Here is an 18400-nt window from a genome sequence, read left to right on the forward strand (position 1 = left end):
GCAAGGCCGCTCCTCCAGGGGTGGGCGCGCGTCATTCGAGGAACTTGAGGTCCGAAGGCGCCTGCTGCTCGAGCTTCTGCACGGTGTCACCGAGCTTGCCGCTACGCGGATCGCGGTGCATGACCACGATCTGGTTACTCTTCTGGTTGGCCACCAGCAGGAAGTCGCCGCTGGGGTCGAGGGTGAACTCCCGGGGATGATCGCCCTCCACCGAACGGCGCTGCAGCAGGGTCAGCTGGCCGTCGTCCTTGCCCACCGCATACACCACGATCTCGTTGGCCGTGCCACGGTTGCTGACGTAGAGGAAACGGCCGTCCGCCGACAAGTGCAGCCCGCCGGCGGCCTTGGCGGCAGGGTCCTTGAGGTCGGTCAGCGGCAAGCGCTGGCGTTCGTTTAGCGCGCCATCCTGCACATCGAACACCACCACTTCGGCGCTCATCTCCAGGGTCAGGTAGGCGTGCTTGCCCTTGGCGTCGAACAGCAGGTGACGCGGCCCGCTGCCCGGCGGTAGCTCGACCGAGGGCGGGATCGCCGGGGTCAAGGGGTGCTCCGGGCTGGCGCCGTCGTAGCGGTAGATGAACACCTTGTCCGCGCCCAGGTCGCTGGCGTACAGGTGGCGACCATCAGGCGACAGCACCAGCGAATGCACATGGGCGCCGGCCTGGCGCTCGGGGTTGACCTTGCTCGGCTGATGCCGCGCCTGCTGCACCACCGCCTTGAGCTTGCCGTCCCTGGCCACCGGGATCACCACCAGGCTGCCGCCGGGGTTGGGGGCGACAGCATAGTTGGCGACGAACAGGTAGCGCTGGTCGTGGCTGAGACTGGCATGGGTCGGCTCGTCGCCCTGGCTGGGCACCTGGTTCAGCGGTTTGATCTCGCCCTTGGCGCTCAGCGAAAAGCTGCTGGCATGGCCTTGCGCAGTCTCGTTGACCGCGAACAGCAGGCGCTGGTCGGCGGACAACACCAGCCATGACGGGCTGACGGCCTTGACCACCTGCTGGGGCTTGGCATCGATCTGGCCGTTGCGCTCATCAAAACCGTAACGGTAGATGCCCTGGCTGCCGCCATCGGTGTAGCTGCCCACCAGCAAGGTGGCGGCGTGGGCATTGATTGCAAGGGTCATGAGGCTAGCGGTCAGCAGGCGCGTCCACGTCCGATTCATCGTCTTCTTCATCCGGGGCTCTGAAAGCACTCATACAGACTAGACGATGCTCGCCCTCGGCAGAGGCCAGGCACCAGTCGTCGCCCGCGCCAGTGGCGGCGGCGACTTGTTCGGGGGTGAAGGTCCAGCGGCGCAGTTGGCGGCCGTCCATGCACTCGATGACCAGGCCGGTTTCGTCGAAGGTGAAGTCGAAGGCGTGCAGGCCGTCGATCAGGAGCATGTCGCAGGTGGTCAGGGTGGCGGCGAGGGTCATGGGGGCATCCGGGAAATTGGGCAGCCATTATAGCCATGGGGCTGCTCTGCAGCCCAATCGCCGGCAAGCCGGCTCCCACAGAGATCGCGCCATCTTCAAGGCCAGCGCAATACCTGTGGAAGCCGGCTTGCCGGCGATTCGGCCGCAGAGCGGCCCCTTGCTGAGGATCAGTGGGCGAAGATCGACCCGCCCTCCTTGCCCGCCAGTTTCTCCGGCTTGATCAGGAACCGCGCCAGCGCCGGCAGCAGCCACAGTGCGCCAAACATGTTCCACAGCAGCATGAAGGTCAGCATCAGGCCCATGTCGGCCTGGAACTTGATGGCCGAGAAGATCCAGGTGCACACGCCGATGGCCAGGCACAGGCCGGTGAACAGCACGGCTTTACCGGTGGAGCGCAGCGTCTGGTAGTAGGCCTCCTGCAGGGGCAGGCCGGCACGCAGGAAGCTCTCCAGGCGGCTGTAGATGTAGATGCCGTAATCCACGCCGATCCCTACACCCAGCGCCACCACCGGCAACGTGGCGACTTTCACGCCAATGCCCATGAACGCCATCAGCGCGTTGCCCAGCACCGAGGTGAGCACCAGCGGCAGCACGATGCACAGGGTGGCGGCAAAGGAACGGAAGGTGATCATGCACATCACCCCCACGCACAGGTAGACCAGGATCAGGATGGTCAGCTCGGCCGACTTGATGACCTCGTTGGTGGCGGCCTCGATGCCAGCGTTACCGGCCGCCAGGAGGAACTGCAGGCCGTCCTTGTTGTGGCTGTCGGCGAAGGCCTTGGCCGCGGCGGTGACCCGCTCCAGGGTTTCGGCCTTGTGGTCGTTGAGGAACACCAGCACCGGCGCCAGCGAGCAGTCGCCGTTGTACAGGCCATCGGCGCGGGCGATGGAGTTGTTGAGGATGCCCGGGTTGCGCGACAGCGTCTCCCACTTCAGGCTGCCTTCGTTCATACCCTTGATGACCTGCTTGGACACGGTCACCAGGGAGATGGTCGACTGCACCCCCGGGGTGTTGTCCATGGTCCACATCAGTTCGTCGATGGGCGCCATGGTCGAGTGGATCGAGCAGCGCTCGGCCGGGGTCTTGACCATAATCACCAGCACGTCGGAACTGGTCGAGTAGTTGCTGATGATGAAGCGGTTGTCCTGGTTGTAGCGCGAGTCGGGGCGCAGCTCCGGGGCCCCCTGGTCGAGGTCGCCGATCTTCAGGTTCTGGCTGTACCAGAGGCCGCCGGCGAAGGCCAGCAGTGCCAGCACGATGGACACCGGCGCCACCTTGGGGCTGGCGAAGTTGGCCAGCAGGCGCCAGAACGGGTGCTCGCGGGTGGCGTCCTTCTTGCTGCGGGCAATGGCCTTCTGGCTGATGCCGACATAGCTGATGGCCACGGGCAGCAGGATCAGGTTGGTGAAGACGATCACCGCCACGCCGATCGAGGCGCCGATGGCCAGCTCGCGAATTACCCCGATATCGATGATCAGCAGGGTGATGAAGCCCACGGCGTCGGCGAGGATGGCGATCATCCCCGGCAGGAACAGCTGGCGGAAGGTGCGCCGGGCAGCGGTCAGGGCATTGTCGGCGTCACTGGACTGCAGGGCGATGCCGTTGATCTTCTGCACCCCGTGGGAAATGCCGATGGCGAAGATCAGGAACGGCACCAGCATCGAATACGGGTCGAGCCCGAAGCCCACCGCATGCATCAGCCCCAGCTGCCAGACCACCGCCACCAGGGTGGTGATCAGCACGGCAATGGTGCTGCGGATGCACCAGGTGAACCAGTACAACAGCGCCCAGGTGATCACCAGCGCGATGCCGAAGAACATCGCCACCATCACCAGCCCGTCGATCAGGTCGCCGACCTTCTTGGCAAAGCCGACGATGTGGATCTTGACGTTGGGGTTTTGCGCCTGGAACTTGTCGCGGATCTTTTCTTCCAGCTGATGGGAGAACTGCTGGTAGTCGAGCTTGACCTGCTTGCCCGGGTCCTGGGGGTCGGGGAAGCTCTCCAGCAACGGAATGTCGACGATGCTGGACTTGAAGTTGTTGGCCACCAGGCGCCCGACCTGGCCGGACTTGAGCACGTTGTCGCGCAGGGTGTCGAGGCTGCCCTGCGAGCCGTTGTAGGTGTTGGGGATCACCTCGCCGCCGGAGAAGCCTTCCTCGGTGACTTCGCTCCAGCGCACACTGGGGCTCCACAGCGACTTGAGGCCGGCGCGGTCGACGCCAGGGATGTAGAACACCTCGTCATGGATCTGGCGCAGCGTTTCCATGTAGTCCTTGTCGAAGATGTCACCGTTGACCGCCTCGACCGAGATGCGCACGGTGTTGCCGAGGTTGGCCAGGTCGTTGCGGTGCTCCATCATCTGTTCGATGAAGGGGTGCTGCAGCGGGATCATCTTTTCGAAGCTGGTGGACGGGCGGATCAGCGTGGCCTGCCAGAACAGGAACACACTCACCACCAGGCAGATGGCGATGACCATGGGCCGGTTGTTGAAGATCAGGCGTTCCAGCAGGGTAGCCTTGTCCTTGTGCTGCATGTCGAAGCTCTCCCGGCTGGTCATGGGCGTGCCTCCTGGGTACCGTCGGCCGATGCCAGGTGCACACCGCCCTGCCCTACCAGCAGCAGGCCGCCACCGGCGAGGCCGCTGACCCCGGCCAGGGCGACGCGGTCGGCGCGGTTGCGCACGCTGAAGGTCTGACCGTCGTCATGGCTACGCAGCACGCTGCCGCCGTTACCGACCAGCACCACGCTGCCGTCCTCGAGAAGCGTAGCGCTTGCCAGGCCGAATTCGAGCGGGCCGCGCTCGGCATTCAGTTCAATCGGCTGCCAGCTGTCACCGAAATCGGTGGAACGGAACAGGTTGCCGCGCAGGCCGTAAGCCAGCAGGGTGTTGGGTTGGGCGGTGCCGATCACGCCGAAGAACGAGCCCTCATAGGGGCTTTCGACCTTCGACCAGCTCTGGCCGTTGTCGCTGGAGCGGAACATGCTGCCCTGCTCGCCGACGATGAACAGGCCGGCGTCCTTCACCCAGGTAATGGCGTTGAGGTGCAATTGGTCGGGGTTGTCCAGGCGCTCGCCGACATCCTGCCAGTGCTGGCCACCGTCGAGGGTTTCGAGCACGGTGCCGTAGGCGCCGACGGCAAACCCCTGCTGCGGGTCGAGCATGCGCACATCGAGCAGCGGGGCTTCGCGGGAGCGGTCTTCGAACTGCTTGCTCCAGGTGGCGCCGCCGTCGCTGCTGGCGAGGACCTGTGCGTCATGGCCAACGGCCCAGCCGCGCTTGTCATCGAGGAAGAATACGGCGGTGAGCAGTTGCCGGGTGGGCACCCGGGCCTGGGTCCAGGTCTTGCCCTGGTCGTCGGAGAACAGGATATGGCCGCGATCGCCGACCACCACCAGGCGCTTGCCGGCGTGGGTGGCACCGATCAACAGGCTTTGGCTGGCCTTGGCCGACTCCACCGAGTATTCCTCGGCGGCCACCGCCGCATCGACGCTGCCCGCCCATGCCGCCAGTGCCAGCGCCAGCATCGCGCTGGCCGCCAATGGCCAGGCGCCGTACCGGCCCCGTGCCGTAATCCGCTCTCTCATGACTGCCCCCTGTTGTGTTCTTGTGCTGGGTCAATCTATTGCCAGGTGCCGAGAAACCCTGTTCCAGAGCCCTGGAATAGCTTCGGGCCATCCTATCGGGGTACTCCGGCAGAAAACAACGAGCGGGACGTTATGTTTTGTTAACCGCTGAAAACGACTGGGGCCGCTTTGCGGCCCTTTCGCGGCACGAGGCTGCTCCTACAGGAAATCGCGGTCTCCTGTAGGAGCGGCCTCGTGCCGCGAAAGGGCTGCGCAGCAGCCCCAAGGGTCTCAAGCGAGACTTTTACTCACCACCTCATACACATCACTCGACAGCGCACCCGAAGCCAGGATCCGCTCCAGCTCGCCCTTCATCAGCGCCTGACGCTTGTGGTCATACTTGCGCCAACGGGTCAGCGGCGCCAGCTGGCGCGAAGCGATCTGCGGGTTCAGTGCATTGAGCTCGATCACCAGGTCCGCCAGGAAGCGATACCCCGAACCGTCAGCGGCATGGAAGTTGACCAGGTTCTGCCCGGCAAACGCACCGACCAACGCCCGCACCTTGTTCGGGTTCTTCAGGGTGAAGGCCGGGTGCTGCATCAGTGCCTTGACCCGCGCCAGCCCACCCGGCAAGGCACTTGCCGCCTGCACGCTGAACCACTGGTCCATGACCAGCGGGTTGTCCTTGAAGTGCTCGGCAAAGGTTTCCAGGGCCTTGGCCCGCTCGGCCTCGAACGGCGAGTTGACCAGCACCGCCAGGGCGGTGAGGCGCTCGGTCATGTTGTCGCACTGGTCGAACTGCTCCAAGGTCGCTTCCACCACCTGCGGCTTGCCGCTGAGCATCAGGTACGACAGCGCAATGTTCTGCAGGCTGCGGCGGGCGAAGTGCTCGGCAGAGGCCACGTACGCGGTCTTGCGCGACACGTCACGGTTGGCCTGGTAACGGGCCCACAGCGCGTCGAACAGCTGCTCGGCGATCTGCCGGCGGGCAAACTCGCGGGCAGCGTGGATGGCGTCCACATCGGCCACCTGGCTGATCTCGGTGAGGTAGGCCTCGCCCGGCAGCGAAAGCATCTCGGCGACCATGGCAGGGTCCAGCGACGCATTGCCAACCACAGTGCCCAGTGCGGTGATCAGGCGCTGGTCGAGCTTGAGTGCTTCGCCACGCTGGTGCTGGCCGATCAGCTCCTGGAGCACCTGCACCGACAACTGCTGCCCCGCTTCCCAGCGGTTGAAGCCATCGCTGTCGTGCTGCATCAGGAACATCAGCTGGTCGCGGTCGTAGGGGAAGCTCAGCTTGACCGGGGCACTGAAGCCGCGCAGCAACGACGGCAGCGGTTTGCTGGCGATACCTTCAAAGGTGAAGGTCTGCTCGGCCTCTGTCACCGACAGCACGCGGCTGGTGCCAACGGCGGCGCTTTCGCCGGCCAGGCGCAGCGGCAGGTCATTGCCTTCGGCGTCCAGCAGGCCCAGTGCCACCGGGATCACGAACGGCAGTTTCTCGACCTGCCCCGGGGTCGGCGGGCAGCTCTGGCGGAAGGTCAGGCTGTAGCGCTGCGCGGCGGCGTCAAAGGCCTCGCTGACCTCCAGGCGCGGGGTGCCGGCCTGGCTGTACCAGCGCTTGAACTGGGTCAGGTCGACGCCGTTGGCGTCCTCCATGGCCTTGATGAAGTCGTCGGTGGTCACCGCCTGGCCATCATGGCGCTCGAAGTACAGGTCGCTGCCCTTGCGGAAGCCCTCGGCCCCCAGCAGGGTGTGGACCATGCCGACCACCTCGGCGCCCTTCTCGTACACCGTCAGGGTGTAGAAGTTGGAGATCTCGATGAAGCTGTCCGGGCGGATCGGGTGGGCCATGGGGCCGGCGTCTTCGGCGAACTGGTGGGTGCGCAGGTAGGCGACGTCCTCGATGCGCTTGACCGTGCGCGAGTTCATGTCGGCGCTGAACTCGGCATCGCGGTACACCGTGAAGCCTTCCTTGAGCGACAGCTGGAACCAGTCGCGGCAGGTCACGCGGTTGCCCGACCAGTTGTGGAAGTACTCGTGGGCGACCACGCCTTCGACGCGCTGGTGGGCGGCGTCGGTGGCAGTCTCGGCACGGGCCAGCACACAGCTGGAGTTGAAGATGTTCAGGCCCTTGTTTTCCATGGCGCCCATGTTGAAGTCGTTGACTGCGACGATCATGAAGATGTCCAAGTCGTATTCACGGCCGTAGACCTCTTCGTCCCAGCGCATGGACTTCTTCAGGCTGACCATGGCGTGGTCGCACTTGTCGAGGTTCTCTTCCTCGACATAGATACGCAGGGTCACGTCACGGCCGGACTGGCGCTTGAATTCGCTTTCGACACACCACAGGTCACCCGCCACCAGCGCGAACAGGTAGGCCGGCTTCTTGAACGGATCTTCCCAGGTTGCCCAGTGGCGGCCGTCTTCAGCCGGCCCGCTGCCGACCGGGTTGCCGTTGGACAGCAGCACCGGGTAGCGGTGCTGTTCGGCGATCACCGTGGTGGTGAAGACGCTCATCACATCCGGGCGGTCGAGGTAGTAGGTGATCTTGCGAAAGCCCTCGGCCTCGCACTGGGTGCAGAACATCTTGCCGGACTTGTACAGGCCTTCCAGCGCGGTGTTGCTCTCCGGGTGGATCTTCACGCTGGTGTCGAGGGTGAAGCGCTCGGTTTTCGGGTGCAGGGTCAGGCTGCTGTCGTCGAGCTGGTAATCGCCCGATTGCAGCTCCTGGTCATCCAGCGAAGCGCGCAGCAGCTCCAGCTGCTGGCCGTCGAGCACCAGCGGCGGCAGGCCGGCGCCACGCTCGGGGTTGCGGCGCATGACCAACTGCGCATGCACCAGCGTGTGGTCCTCGAACAGCTCGAAGGTCAGGTGGGTCTCTTCGATCAGGTACTCGGGGGCCTGATAGTCCTTGAGGTAGATCACTTGCGGTTGTTCGGTACGCATGGTGACGATCCTTTACTGGAGCACGGCCAGTTGATAGGCCGTGTACTTGCGAATGTTGATCACACCGGTGTCGAAGATCAGGTACTGGCCCTTGATGCCCAGCAGCGTGCCTTCCACGACCGGATCCTTGTCGAGGTTGAAGCTGACGATCTTTTTCGGGTAGGCCTCGACCGGGTAGCGCATCTGCACCACCTCGGCGTCGGGCAGCGGCTGGATGGCTTGCAGGCCAAAGCGCTCTTGCAGCCCACGGATACCGTCGGCGCAGGCGTCGAAGATCTGTTCGCGGATGGCCACCAGGTCGAGCACTTCGGCATCGCCCTTGAGCAATGCGCGCCAGTTGGTGCGGTCCGGCACCTGGCTGCGCAGGATGTCTTCGACCAGCCCGGATTGCTGGCGGGTGGCCACGCGCATGATCGGCAGCGCCTGGCTGGCACCCTGGTCGAGCCAGCGGGTGGGCAGTTGGGTGGCACGGGTGATGCCGACCTTGATGCCCGACGAGTTGGCCAGGTACACCACGTGGTCGGTCATGCAGAACTGCTCGCCCCACGACGGCTCGCGGCAGGTGCCGGCGTCGTAGTGGCAGCGTTCCGGGGCCATGATGCAGACGTCGCACTGGGCCAGCTTGGTCATGCAGGGGTAGCAGTAACCCTGGCTGAAGCTGGTCTTGGTGCGCTTGCCGCAGTGGGTGCAGTGGATGGCGCCGAGGTACTCCAGGCGGATCGACTGGCCGATCAGCGGGTTCACCGGCACCTGGGCGTCGTCCAGGCGAAAACTGTATTGAACGACCGGCGCTTCCAGACGCACCGCCATCTTGCTCAAAGAGCCACGAGCGAGTTCGATCAATGTACCGAGTCCGACTTGAACAGGATGTTGGCGATCGGCGCGGATTTCGACGCGCACTCTTGCGGGCCCATGTAGCCGGTGCGCTGGTCTTCGGGCAGGTTCTGGATTTCCCAGGCGATCACGGCCTGCAGCGACAGTTCTTTCTGCTCGGCGGTGAGCTTGCGGCCATCGGACCATTTGCCGATTTCAACGGCCGTTTTCAGGCTTTCGTAGATCTCGGGGGTGATGTTTTCGATCATTTGGGCGAACGTGGACATGGTGTCTCCTCAGTCAGGCGGACAGTTTACGCCGGGCGAGCCATCCACCCAAGAGCCCCGTCAGGCAACCGATGAGCAACCCGCCCACGTGCGCGGCGTTGGCGATCTGACCGAAGCCAAGCTGCCCCACCACACCGCTCAGGCACACCAGCAGCCAGATCAGCATCATCGCCAGCACACCCCGGGGCAGGCTGAACTGCGGGTTCGGTGCCAGCTTCTGATACAGCCACACATGCCCGAGCAAACCGTACAGCACACCGGACAGGCCACCGAACAGGCTTGGGCCGCTGGTGAAGTGCTGGGCCAGGTTGGACACCAGGCTGAACAGCAGGGTCAAGGACAGCAGCATCCATGGGCCCTGGCGCAGTTCGATGCGTTTGCCCAGCTCCCAGTACCACATACCGTTCATCGCCAGGTGCAGCACACCGAAGTGCAGCAGCATCGGCGACACCAGCCGCCACCACTGGCCTTCGCCGAGTGCTTGCAGCAGCGGGGTGAAATACAGGTACTCACCCTGCACCTGGAAGGGCAGGAAGGTAAACCAGGCGATGGTGGTCAGGTTGTCGCCCAGGCCGGTCAGGCCAGCGACCACCAGGCTCAGGAACAGCACCGTGGCGGTGACCTTGCAGGCGATGGCCTGTTCCTTCAGCGTCGGGGCTTTCGCCGGCAAGCCGGCTTCCACAGGCTCAGGGTTGGGCTCGAGGTCGGCGTTGCCGTCGGGGTAGCGCGTGTACAACTCGCGAACATCCTCGGCAACGGCCGGCGGTACCCACAGCACCTGCTCCTCGCCCTCCTCGACCACCCGGTGCGGCACCTGCAGGCGCCGCAGCAGGGCGACGAAACCGCTGAGGTCGACCGCCAGCGGCAGGCGCAGCACTTCGATCACGTTCATTGACTGGCCTGCGGGCGTTCGACATCGACCCAGACGAACTTGTGCGGGTCGATGCGGGTTTCGTCATCCAGCCGGTAGGCGGCCAGCTTGCCGTACAGCACGGCACTGTAGTCCAGGCAGGCCAGGTTGCCGCGGATCGGCGCCGGGCGGCCGCTGCGCCAGTAGTGGCCGACAAACAGCAGCGGCTCATCTTCGGTATAACGCAACAGGGCGTTCTTCTGGGTATGGCTGAGGGGCGCGCGCGCCACCTCATCGGGCAAGGCGTCGGGCTGGAAGACGATATCGCCGTAGGTTTGCGGATCCTCTTCCCAGAACTTGGTGCGGAAGAAAGCACGGGTCAGGCCATCACCGCCGGTCAGTGTCAGGCCGTCAGGCAGACGCATGTCGGTGCCGCGCAGCAGGCGGTTGCACACGGTGGCGGCAAAGCTTCCGGACACCGCCGAGGCCTGCACGAAGTGCTCGTCGATGCAGCCTTTGGGGTACTGCTGGCGCAGCGGCTCGATCAGTTGCGGGTCCCAGCAGGCATGCACCAGGCGGAAACGCCCGGCGTCGACAAACAGCGGCAGCTCGTAGAACCACTGGATGAAGTCGTGCCAGTCGCCGGGGTGCTGGGCGAACTGGGTGAGGGTTTCGTCGATCAACCGGGCATGCCGTGGCGTGTGCTCGCGTACATAGGCCTTGCCAGTGCCCGGCAGGGCCGGCGTGACCCAGCCCAGGGCGTTGTATTCGTGGTTGCCCATGATGCAGAAGGCCTGGCCGGCCTCGACCATGTCGTGGACGATGTGCAGCGCTTCGCGAATGCGCGGGCCGCGGTCGACAATATCGCCGAGGAACAGCGCCTGGCGCCGTGGGTGCCGCCAGACACCGCCGACACGTTTATAACCGAGGGCGTCGAGCAGGCGCTCGAGGGTAAGCGCACAACCGTGCACGTCACCGATGATGTCGAAACTGCGCGCCGGATCGAGCATCAGTCGTCCCTGCCCCCCAGGCGGCTGCCCCAGCCTAGCTTGGTGCGGCAGACTTCGTAGTAGTTGTGGTCCAGCGGATGGATCAGGCGCAGCTTCTGCGGTTTCTTGCTCACCGTGATGGTGTCGCCGGGGGCGCAGGTGAAGTGGTTCTGGCCGTCACAGGAAACCTGCGGGTAGATCTGCAGGTCGCTGGACACCACGATCTTCAGCTCGCTGTTGCCGTCGACCACGATCGGCCGGCCCGACAGGGTGTGCGGGTACATCGGCACGATGACGATGGCGTCGAGCTTGGGGTGCATGATCGGCCCGCCGGCTGACAGCGCATAGGCCGTGGAACCCGTGGGGGTGGCGACGATCAGGCCGTCGGCCTTCTGGCTGCAGACGAACTGGCCGTCGATGTAGATCTCGAACTCGATCATCCGCGTCGATTTACCCGGGTGCAGCACCACGTCGTTGAGCGCATCGCCCTGGCCAATGGCCTCGTGGTGACGGCGCACCTCGGCCTGCAGCAGGAAGCGGTTTTCCACCAGGTAGTGGCCGTCGAGCACTTCGGCGACTTTCTGCTCCAGCTCATCGGGGCGGATATCGGTGAGGAAGCCCAGGTTGCCACGGTTTATGCCCAGCACCGGGATGTTGTGCCGGGCCAGGGCGCGGGCGGCGCCGAGCAGGCTGCCGTCGCCACCGACCACGATGACCAGGTCGCACACCTCGCCCAGCAGCTTGCGGGTGGAGGTTTGCAGGCCGTGGCCGGGCAGCACTTCAGCGATGGTGTCCTCGAGGATCACGTGCAGGTGGCGCTCGAGGAGGAATTTTTTCAGTCGGCGAATGGTGTCGAGCACCTGGGAGCTGCCAAGGCGTCCGATGATACCGATATTGCGAAATTGCTCCATGGTGCTCCTGCAAGGCTCTGCGGCGGGGTGACTATGCCGGGATTATGGGCGAAAGCACCGGGCAGCGGCAAACCGGCTATGCTCGCGGGATGATGCCCTTCGCCGACCTTGAGCCCCTGCCCCGCCAGTTGCGCCACCCCGCGGTGCGCGACCTGGCCTGGACGATTCTGTCGCCCCCCTTGCTGCAAGACACTCCGCAGCCACAGCGCCACCCGCTCCACGCCAGCGGCTGGGCCGACGACCCCGCGCGCCTGGCCGACTGGCTGCGCGCACTCGACCAGGCACCGGCGCCGTTGCTCGAAGGGCTGGCACGTCTGAGCAGCCGTCGTCTGGGCCTGTATTACGAAGCGCTGTGGCAGTTCGCCTTGCGCCAGGCACCGGGCATCGAGCTGCTGGCAGCCAACCTGGCGATCCGCGATGGCGGACACACCCTGGGCGAGCTGGATATCCTGCTGCGTGACCGCGAAGGCGATCATCACCTGGAGCTGGCGATCAAACTGTACCTGGGGCCCAGTACGGGTGAGGGCAGCAACCCGGCCGACTGGCTCGGGCCTGGCTGTCATGACCGGCTGGGGCAGAAACTGGCGCACCTGGCGCAGCACCAGTTGCCCATGTCGAGTGGGCCGCACAGTCGTCAGGTGCTGGACGCGCTGGGCGTGGACAAGGTGCAGGCACACCTGTGGCTCGGCGGTTACCTGTTCTATCCCCTGGCAGGCCCGGCAGCCCGACCGCCCACCGGCAGCAACCCCGAACACCTGCGTGGCGGCTGGCTGCACCGGCGAGACTGGGCCAGCGACGCGCAACAGCGCTGGCAGCCCCTGCCCCGGCATGCCTGGCTGGCACCGGCACGGCTGGCAGCTGACGATTGCTTGGACGCCGCGCACTTCGATGCGTGGCTGGAGGGGCTGGACACCCACGCTCCCGCGCAACTGCTGGCCAGAATGGCGCAACAGGCAGACGGGGCGTGGGAGGAAGTCGAGCGGGTATTCCTGGTGGCCGACAGCTGGCCGCACCTGCCCGCTCGATGAACCGCCAGTCCCCCCACTGGTTTACCGGTGAAAGGCCTGGCAGGCATCAGCGAGGATCAGGACGCGTCAGCAACCGGCTCAGGCGCCGGGCAGTGTGCCTGGGCATCTTGCGGCCACAGCACCTTGCCCTTGCCGTCCACTACCTGCTCCGCACCGCACGGCAGACGGTTGGTGTCAAACACCACGGTGCCGTCCAGGCGGTACAGGGCACGCAGGGTGCGGACTGCATCGTCGCCATTGCCCTCGACCCGGTAGCCGAAGATTGCACCCCTTGCTTGGTCAACCTGCAGGTCTTGCCATTTGGCCGGCACCAGCAGCTTGCCGTCGAGGTCGTACAGCGCCCGCGAAGCATCCGAAGTGCTGCCCTCGGCAGCCAACAGGTGGTGCCCGTCCGCCGTCAGCTTGAGCATCACGAATTGCTCAGGCTTGATCAGCACCTTGCCCTGCTCGTCCATCAGGCCCACGGTGGCTGTCTCGCTCGGCATGCCGAGGAACACCACGGTCTTGCGCGGCGACTTCAGTTCGGTGAAGGCAAAGCGCTTGGGGGTGATCACGCCGACCTGCTGGTAGGTGGGCTGGACCACCACTTTGCCCTGGTCCAGGTCGATGGTGCCGTAGGTCGCCAGGAAAGCGTTCTGCAGCTTGCCGATATGGTTGAAGCCCGGACGATGGCCGCTGATACCCAGCAGGCCCAGGCCAGCGTCACCGACCGAATCGTATTCGGGCTGGATCAGCCACTTGCCGTCGTGACCGATCATGCCGGCCTTGCCACGGTCCTCCTCGGTGCGTGGCACCTGCACCATGGCGCCGGTCTTGCCGAAGGTTTCGCAGTTCTGGTACTGCGCCTCGATGATCACCTTGCCTTGGTAGTCGAGGTAACCGCAGGGTTTGTCGCTACCCTCGCGGTAGCCCACCAGGCCAGCGCCCGGGGTGCCCAGCCAGTATTTGCCGAGCGGGATCACCAGGTCGCCTGCGGCATTGGCCAGGCCGACGCCGGTTTGCCCTTCGCGGGAGACCACCAGGAAACCATCCGCCGCGCTGGTAATCGTGTCGAAATCGAGCTTGCGCAGCGCCTTGGTCTGAAGGTTGTAGCCCCAGTTTTCATTGCCTTGCTGGCCGAGCACCCAGTTGCCGCGCTTGGCGAAATCGTCGCGCACGTACAACGAGTCGAACACTGCTTCGCTGACCTTCTCGCCCTTGGCCGTGAGAATGCCGCGCAGCTCATCCACTTCGTAGACGATGAAGTCATTCTCGCCACCGACATAAACGCTGTCGAACACGGCCGGCTGGACTTCCTTGCCCTGCTCGTCCATCACCCCGACCTTGCCCTCACGCACGAAGCCGAACAGGCCCGGCGTCAAGGTGTACACCTCATCGGTGAGTTCGGCGCGCAGCACCTGCTTGCCGTCGCCACTGGCCAGGTTCCAGTAATCGCCTTTGCCAAAAATGAAGGCATTGGTGAAGGGCTGGGTGTAAATCAGGTCGTAGTCGTTGTCGGGGCCGACGCGAAAGGCGCCATTTTGATCCAGTACCGCGCACTGGTCGTTGACGCACAACGGTATGGTCATCTCGGCAACCGGCGGCGTCTTGACTGCCGGAGCTTGCTCGCATCCGGCAAGCAGCAGGGAAAGGGAAGCGAACAGCGCCGCCCGAGGGGCGGTAATCAGAGGTTTCATTGAACACATCATCCTTGTGCGATAGAAAACAGGTGCAGGCTCATGGCCACCACCCGATTCGCTATGTCGGCCGCAACTAGTAGATCTGAAGCAAGCCGTTTTCCACGCCAGCGATTAGAGTTGAAGGCAGGCGCCAACAAGAGCGCCCTTCCAGACCTGATGACGAGGACCCACCATGGTTTCATCCACCCCCGCAGCCCATTACTCACGGCTGTCGATTACCCTGCACTGGCTGATGCTGGTGCTGCTGGCCGCCGTCTATGCCTGCATCGAATTGCGTGGCCTGTTCCCCAAGGGCAGCGCCGAACGCGATGTGATGAAGGATCTGCACTTCATGCTTGGCCTGAGTGTGTTCGTGCTGGTGTGGCTGCGCCTGGCCGTGCGCCTGTCGCGCCGCACCCCGCCGATCGTGCCCAAGCCACCGGCCTGGCAGACCGGGTTGTCGCATCTGGTGCACCTGCTGCTGTACCTGATGATGATCGGCCTGCCGCTGGCCGGTTGGGCGATCCTCAGCGCCGCCGACAAGCCGATCCCGTTCTATGGCCTGGAGCTGCCGGCCATCGTCGCGCCCGACCCGGACCTGGCCAAGTTCATCAAAGGCTGGCATGAGCGCATCGGCAGCTGGGGCTACTGGCTGATCGGCCTGCACGCGCTGGCTGGGCTGTATCACCACTACGTGCGCCGCGATAACACCCTGCTGCGCATGCTGCCCTACAAGTAACCGCGTCGCCCCTGCAGGCCACCGCTGTGCAGGAACACCAGGCGGGTGCCGGGCCTGAAAAGCCCGGCCACCACCTGCTCACGCAGGGCCATCAGCGCCTTGCCGGTGTACAAGGCTTCCAGCGGCAAGCCGGCCTGCTGTTCGCTATCGGCGACGAACGCCAGCAGTTCGTCGTCGAGCCGGGCAAAGCCCCCACGGCTTGCTTCATGCAGCGTGTAACCGTGCGGGCCAGCCAGGGCCGCGACGGTTTGCGGCACGCCATGATCCAGGGGCACGGCCAGCGCGCCATGCACCGCATGCTTGCCCTGCTCCGCCAGCACCAGCCCCGCCAGGGTGGTGCCGGTACCGGCGGCCAGCCACCAGGCGTCGTAATCCTGCCAACCCAGCACGGCCAGTTGCGCCCGGCACTGCTCGACGATCAGCGCGCAGCCCTGGGCACCGGCGGGGCCGCCACCGCCTTCGGGGATGCAGTGCCAGCCCGGATAACGGGCCTGCCAGGGCTGCCAGAATCCCGCCTGGTGCCGCTCTCGGTAGCCAGCGAAACCCAGCCAGTGCAGCTGCATGCCCAACGCCCGAAGGTCGCGCACGGTCGGCGTGTCCTGCTCATGGCCACGCAACAGCCCGGCGGTGGCGAAGCCGAAGCGCTTGCCGGCAGCAGCCAGGGCATGCAGGTGGTTGGAGTGGTTGCCGCCCAGGCTGATCAGGCCCGGTGACCCGGCCTGCCGGGCTTCGAGCAGGTGGTGGCGCAGCTTGAACCATTTGTTGCCGCTGATCAGTGGGTCGATCAGGTCAAGGCGCAGGACGGCGGCCTCTATGCCGGCGTGGTGGAGCCAGGGCAGGTCGAGGCGTTGCAGGGGGGCTTGGGGGAGGGAGAACTCGGGCATGGCGCGAGTCTATCAGTTGCCCGGGAGACCCTGGGGCTGCTGTGCAGCCCGCTCCGGCCGGTCCGGCGCCCCGGCAAGGCCGCTCCTCAAGGACCGCGATCTCCCGTAGGAGCGGCCTTGTGTCGCGAAAGGGGCGCGAAGCGCCCCCAGCAATACATCAGCCGATCACAGCTCGGCAGCCAGCCTCGACCCTTGGTTTATCGCACGCTTGGCATCCAGCTCGGCGGCCACGTCGGCACCGCCGATCAAGTGCACCGACTGCCCCGCCGCCAGCAACCCTTCATGCAATTCGCGCAGCGGGTCCTGGCCTGCGCAGACCACGATGTTGTCCACCGCCAGCAACTGCGGCTCGCCGTCACCGACGCGCAGGTGCAGGCCGGCGTCGTCCACGCTCAGGTATTCGACGCTGTTGAGCATCTGCACCTGCTTGTTCTTCAAGCCCGTACGGTGAATCCAGCCGGTGGTCTTGCCCAGGCCGTCGCCAACCTTGGTTTTCTTGCGCTGCAGCAGGTACACCTGGCGCGCCGGGGCATGCGGCTCGGCCTTGATGCCGGCCACACCGCCACGGGCCTGAAGCTCGCCGTCGATGCCCCACTCCTTCCAGAACGCCTCGCGGTCCTGGCTGGTGGCCACGCCCTTGTGCACCAGGTACTCGGACACATCGAAACCGATGCCACCGGCCCCGATCACTGCCACCCGCTCGCCCACCGGCTTGCGCTCCAACAGCACGTCCAGGTAGCTGAGCACCTTGGCGTTGTCGATGCCGGGGATGGCCGGGGTGCGCGGTGCGATGCCGGTGGCCAGGATGATTTCGTCGAAACCACCCGCCACCAGCGCCGCCACATCGACCCGCGTATCGAGCCGCAGGTCGACACCGGTGCTCTTCACCTTGTTGCGGAAGTAGCGCAGGGTCTCGAAAAATTCCTCCTTGCCCGGCACACGCTTGGCCACATTGAACTGCCCGCCGATTTCGCTGGCGGCATCGAACAGCGTCACCTGGTGCCCACGCTCGGCGGCCACGGTGGCGGCAGCCAGGCCGGCAGGGCCGGCGCCGACCACGGCGATGCGCTTGACGTTGAGTACGGGCAGGTAGTTGAGCTCGGTCTCGTGGCAGGCACGTGGGTTGACCAGGCAACTGGTCAGCTTGCCGCCGAAGGTGTGGTCCAGGCAGGCCTGGTTGCAGCCGATGCAGGTGTTGATCTCGTCGCCGCGGCCTTGCGCGGCCTTGTTGACGAAGTCCGGGTCGGCCAGGAACGGCCGGGCCATCGACACCATGTCGGCGTCGCCTTCAGCCAGCACGGCCTCGGCCACCTCGGGGGTGTTGATGCGGTTGGTGGTGATCAGCGGAATGCTCACTGCGCCGCGCAGCTTGGCGGTGACCTTGCTGAATGCCGCGCGCGGCACTTTGGTGGCGATGGTCGGGATACGCGCCTCGTGCCAGCCGATACCGGTGTTGATCAGGGTGGCGCCGGCCTGCTCGATGGCCTTGGCCAGCAGCACGATCTCTTCCCAGTTGCTGCCGCCTTCGACCAGGTCGAGCATCGACAGGCGGAAGATGATGATGAAGTTCGGCCCGACCGCCTCGCGTACCCGGCGCACGATCTCCACGGCCAGGCGCATGCGGTTCTCGTAGCTGCCGCCCCAGCGGTCGTTGCGGTGGTTGGTGTGGGCCGCCAGGAACTGATTGATGAAGTAACCTTCAGAACCCATGATTTCGACACCGTCGTAGCCGGCGCGCTGGGCCAGGCTTGCACAGGTGACGAAGTCGGCAATCTGCTTCTCGATGCCCTCCTCGTCCAGTTCCTTGGGCTTGAACGGGTTGATCGGCGCCTGGATGGCGCTGGGCGCCACTTGCCTGGGGCTGTAGGCATAGCGGCCGGCGTGAAGGATCTGCAGGCAGATCTTGCCACCGGCTGCATGCACGGCCTCGGTGACGATCCGGTGCTTGTCGGCCTCGGCTTCGGTGTTCAGCTTGGCCGCGCCGGAATACACCCCGCCCTCGTCATTGGGGGCGATGCCGCCGGTGACCATCAGGCCGACGCCACCACGGGCACGCTCGGCGAAGTAGGCCGCCATGCGCTCGAAGCCGCCTGGGCGCTCTTCGAGGCCAGTGTGCATCGAGCCCATCAGGGTACGGTTGCGCAAGGTGGTGAAGCCCAGGTCGAGTGGGGCCAGCAGGTGCGGGTAGGGGGTGTTGGCCATGGATAAGCTCCACAGGTGGCGTGATCACGGAATGCGGAACCTCGAAGGCGGGCCCCGTCGTTTGTCTGTGGCCGACATTAAACAGGCGTTTGAATGCGCTCAATGAT

The 18400-nt window shown here is 65.2% G+C and carries 15 protein-coding genes; 2 read left to right on the forward strand and 13 right to left on the reverse strand.

Features of this window, described 5'->3' with window-relative positions:
• Positions 1-31: 31 nt before the first annotated feature.
• From L6D77_RS23300 to L6D77_RS23345, 10 genes are all read right to left on the reverse strand, one after another.
• A complete protein-coding gene (locus L6D77_RS23300) occupies positions 32-1162 on the reverse strand; it encodes a lactonase family protein (RefSeq protein ID WP_232880117.1) in 1131 nt (376 codons plus the stop codon).
• Positions 1128-1415 (reverse strand): DUF5629 family protein, encoded by a 288-nt coding sequence (locus tag L6D77_RS23305; RefSeq protein ID WP_232880118.1) that lies wholly within the window; start codon positions 1413-1415, stop codon positions 1128-1130. The genes L6D77_RS23300 and L6D77_RS23305 overlap by 35 nt, the downstream gene beginning before the upstream one ends.
• A 167-nt stretch (positions 1416-1582) precedes the next feature.
• Positions 1583-3976: an efflux RND transporter permease subunit gene (locus L6D77_RS23310; protein ID WP_232880119.1), complete on the reverse strand. Its 2394-nt coding sequence runs from the start codon at positions 3974-3976 to the stop codon at positions 1583-1585.
• Complete coding sequence (locus tag L6D77_RS23315) at positions 3973-5004, reverse strand: WD40/YVTN/BNR-like repeat-containing protein (RefSeq protein ID WP_232880120.1); 1032 nt, start codon at positions 5002-5004, stop codon at positions 3973-3975. The genes L6D77_RS23310 and L6D77_RS23315 overlap by 4 nt, the downstream gene beginning before the upstream one ends.
• 270 nt (positions 5005-5274) lie before the next feature.
• A complete protein-coding gene (gene pepN / locus L6D77_RS23320) occupies positions 5275-7932 on the reverse strand; it encodes an aminopeptidase N (RefSeq protein ID WP_232880121.1) in 2658 nt (885 codons plus the stop codon).
• A gap of 12 nt (positions 7933-7944) precedes the next feature.
• Entirely contained in the window at positions 7945-8775 is an 831-nt protein-coding gene (locus L6D77_RS23325) for a DUF2797 domain-containing protein (protein WP_232880122.1), read from the reverse strand.
• Positions 8772-9032 carry a YeaC family protein gene (locus L6D77_RS23330; protein WP_110995859.1) on the reverse strand — a complete coding sequence of 87 codons (261 nt, stop codon included), beginning with the start codon at positions 9030-9032 and terminating at the stop codon, positions 8772-8774. The genes L6D77_RS23325 and L6D77_RS23330 overlap by 4 nt, the downstream gene beginning before the upstream one ends.
• Positions 9033-9045: 13 nt before the next feature.
• Positions 9046-9924: a rhomboid family intramembrane serine protease gene (locus L6D77_RS23335; RefSeq protein WP_232880123.1), complete on the reverse strand. Its 879-nt coding sequence runs from the start codon at positions 9922-9924 to the stop codon at positions 9046-9048.
• Positions 9921-10892 (reverse strand): metallophosphoesterase, encoded by a 972-nt coding sequence (locus L6D77_RS23340; protein WP_232880124.1) that lies wholly within the window; start codon positions 10890-10892, stop codon positions 9921-9923. The genes L6D77_RS23335 and L6D77_RS23340 overlap by 4 nt, the downstream gene beginning before the upstream one ends.
• Positions 10892-11782, reverse strand: coding sequence for an NAD(+) kinase (locus L6D77_RS23345; RefSeq protein ID WP_232880125.1), 891 nt, complete (start codon positions 11780-11782; stop codon positions 10892-10894). Before L6D77_RS23345 ends, L6D77_RS23340 begins: the two co-directional genes overlap by 1 nt.
• 44 nt (positions 11783-11826) lie before the next feature.
• On the opposite strand from L6D77_RS23345, the gene L6D77_RS23350 reads away from it, so the two are divergent.
• Positions 11827-12810, forward strand: a complete 984-nt coding sequence (locus L6D77_RS23350; protein ID WP_232880126.1) for a DUF1853 family protein — start codon at positions 11827-11829, stop codon at positions 12808-12810.
• Positions 12811-12866: 56 nt separating this feature from the next.
• Here the strand turns inward: L6D77_RS23350 and L6D77_RS23355 are convergent, their stop codons facing one another.
• Positions 12867-14486: a WG repeat-containing protein gene (locus L6D77_RS23355; protein WP_232880127.1), complete on the reverse strand. Its 1620-nt coding sequence runs from the start codon at positions 14484-14486 to the stop codon at positions 12867-12869.
• A 175-nt stretch (positions 14487-14661) separates the two neighbouring features.
• Between L6D77_RS23355 and L6D77_RS23360 the strand changes: the two genes are divergently transcribed.
• The gene (locus L6D77_RS23360; protein ID WP_232880128.1) at positions 14662-15207 is read left to right on the forward strand and encodes a cytochrome b; all 546 of its coding nucleotides are present in this window, start codon (positions 14662-14664) and stop codon (positions 15205-15207) included.
• Here the strand turns inward: L6D77_RS23360 and L6D77_RS23365 are convergent.
• On the reverse strand, positions 15198-16091 hold the full coding sequence (locus tag L6D77_RS23365) for a 1-aminocyclopropane-1-carboxylate deaminase/D-cysteine desulfhydrase (protein ID WP_232880129.1): 894 nt from the start codon (positions 16089-16091) through the stop codon (positions 15198-15200). The genes L6D77_RS23360 and L6D77_RS23365 overlap by 10 nt on opposite strands.
• Before the next feature lie 165 nt (positions 16092-16256).
• Complete coding sequence (locus L6D77_RS23370; RefSeq protein WP_232880130.1) at positions 16257-18293, reverse strand: NADPH-dependent 2,4-dienoyl-CoA reductase; 2037 nt, start codon at positions 18291-18293, stop codon at positions 16257-16259.
• Positions 18294-18400: the final 107 nt, after the last annotated feature.

It is taken from the genome of Pseudomonas parasichuanensis (assembly GCF_021601385.1).
GTDB classification, from domain to species: Bacteria; Pseudomonadota; Gammaproteobacteria; order Pseudomonadales; family Pseudomonadaceae; genus Aquipseudomonas; species Aquipseudomonas parasichuanensis.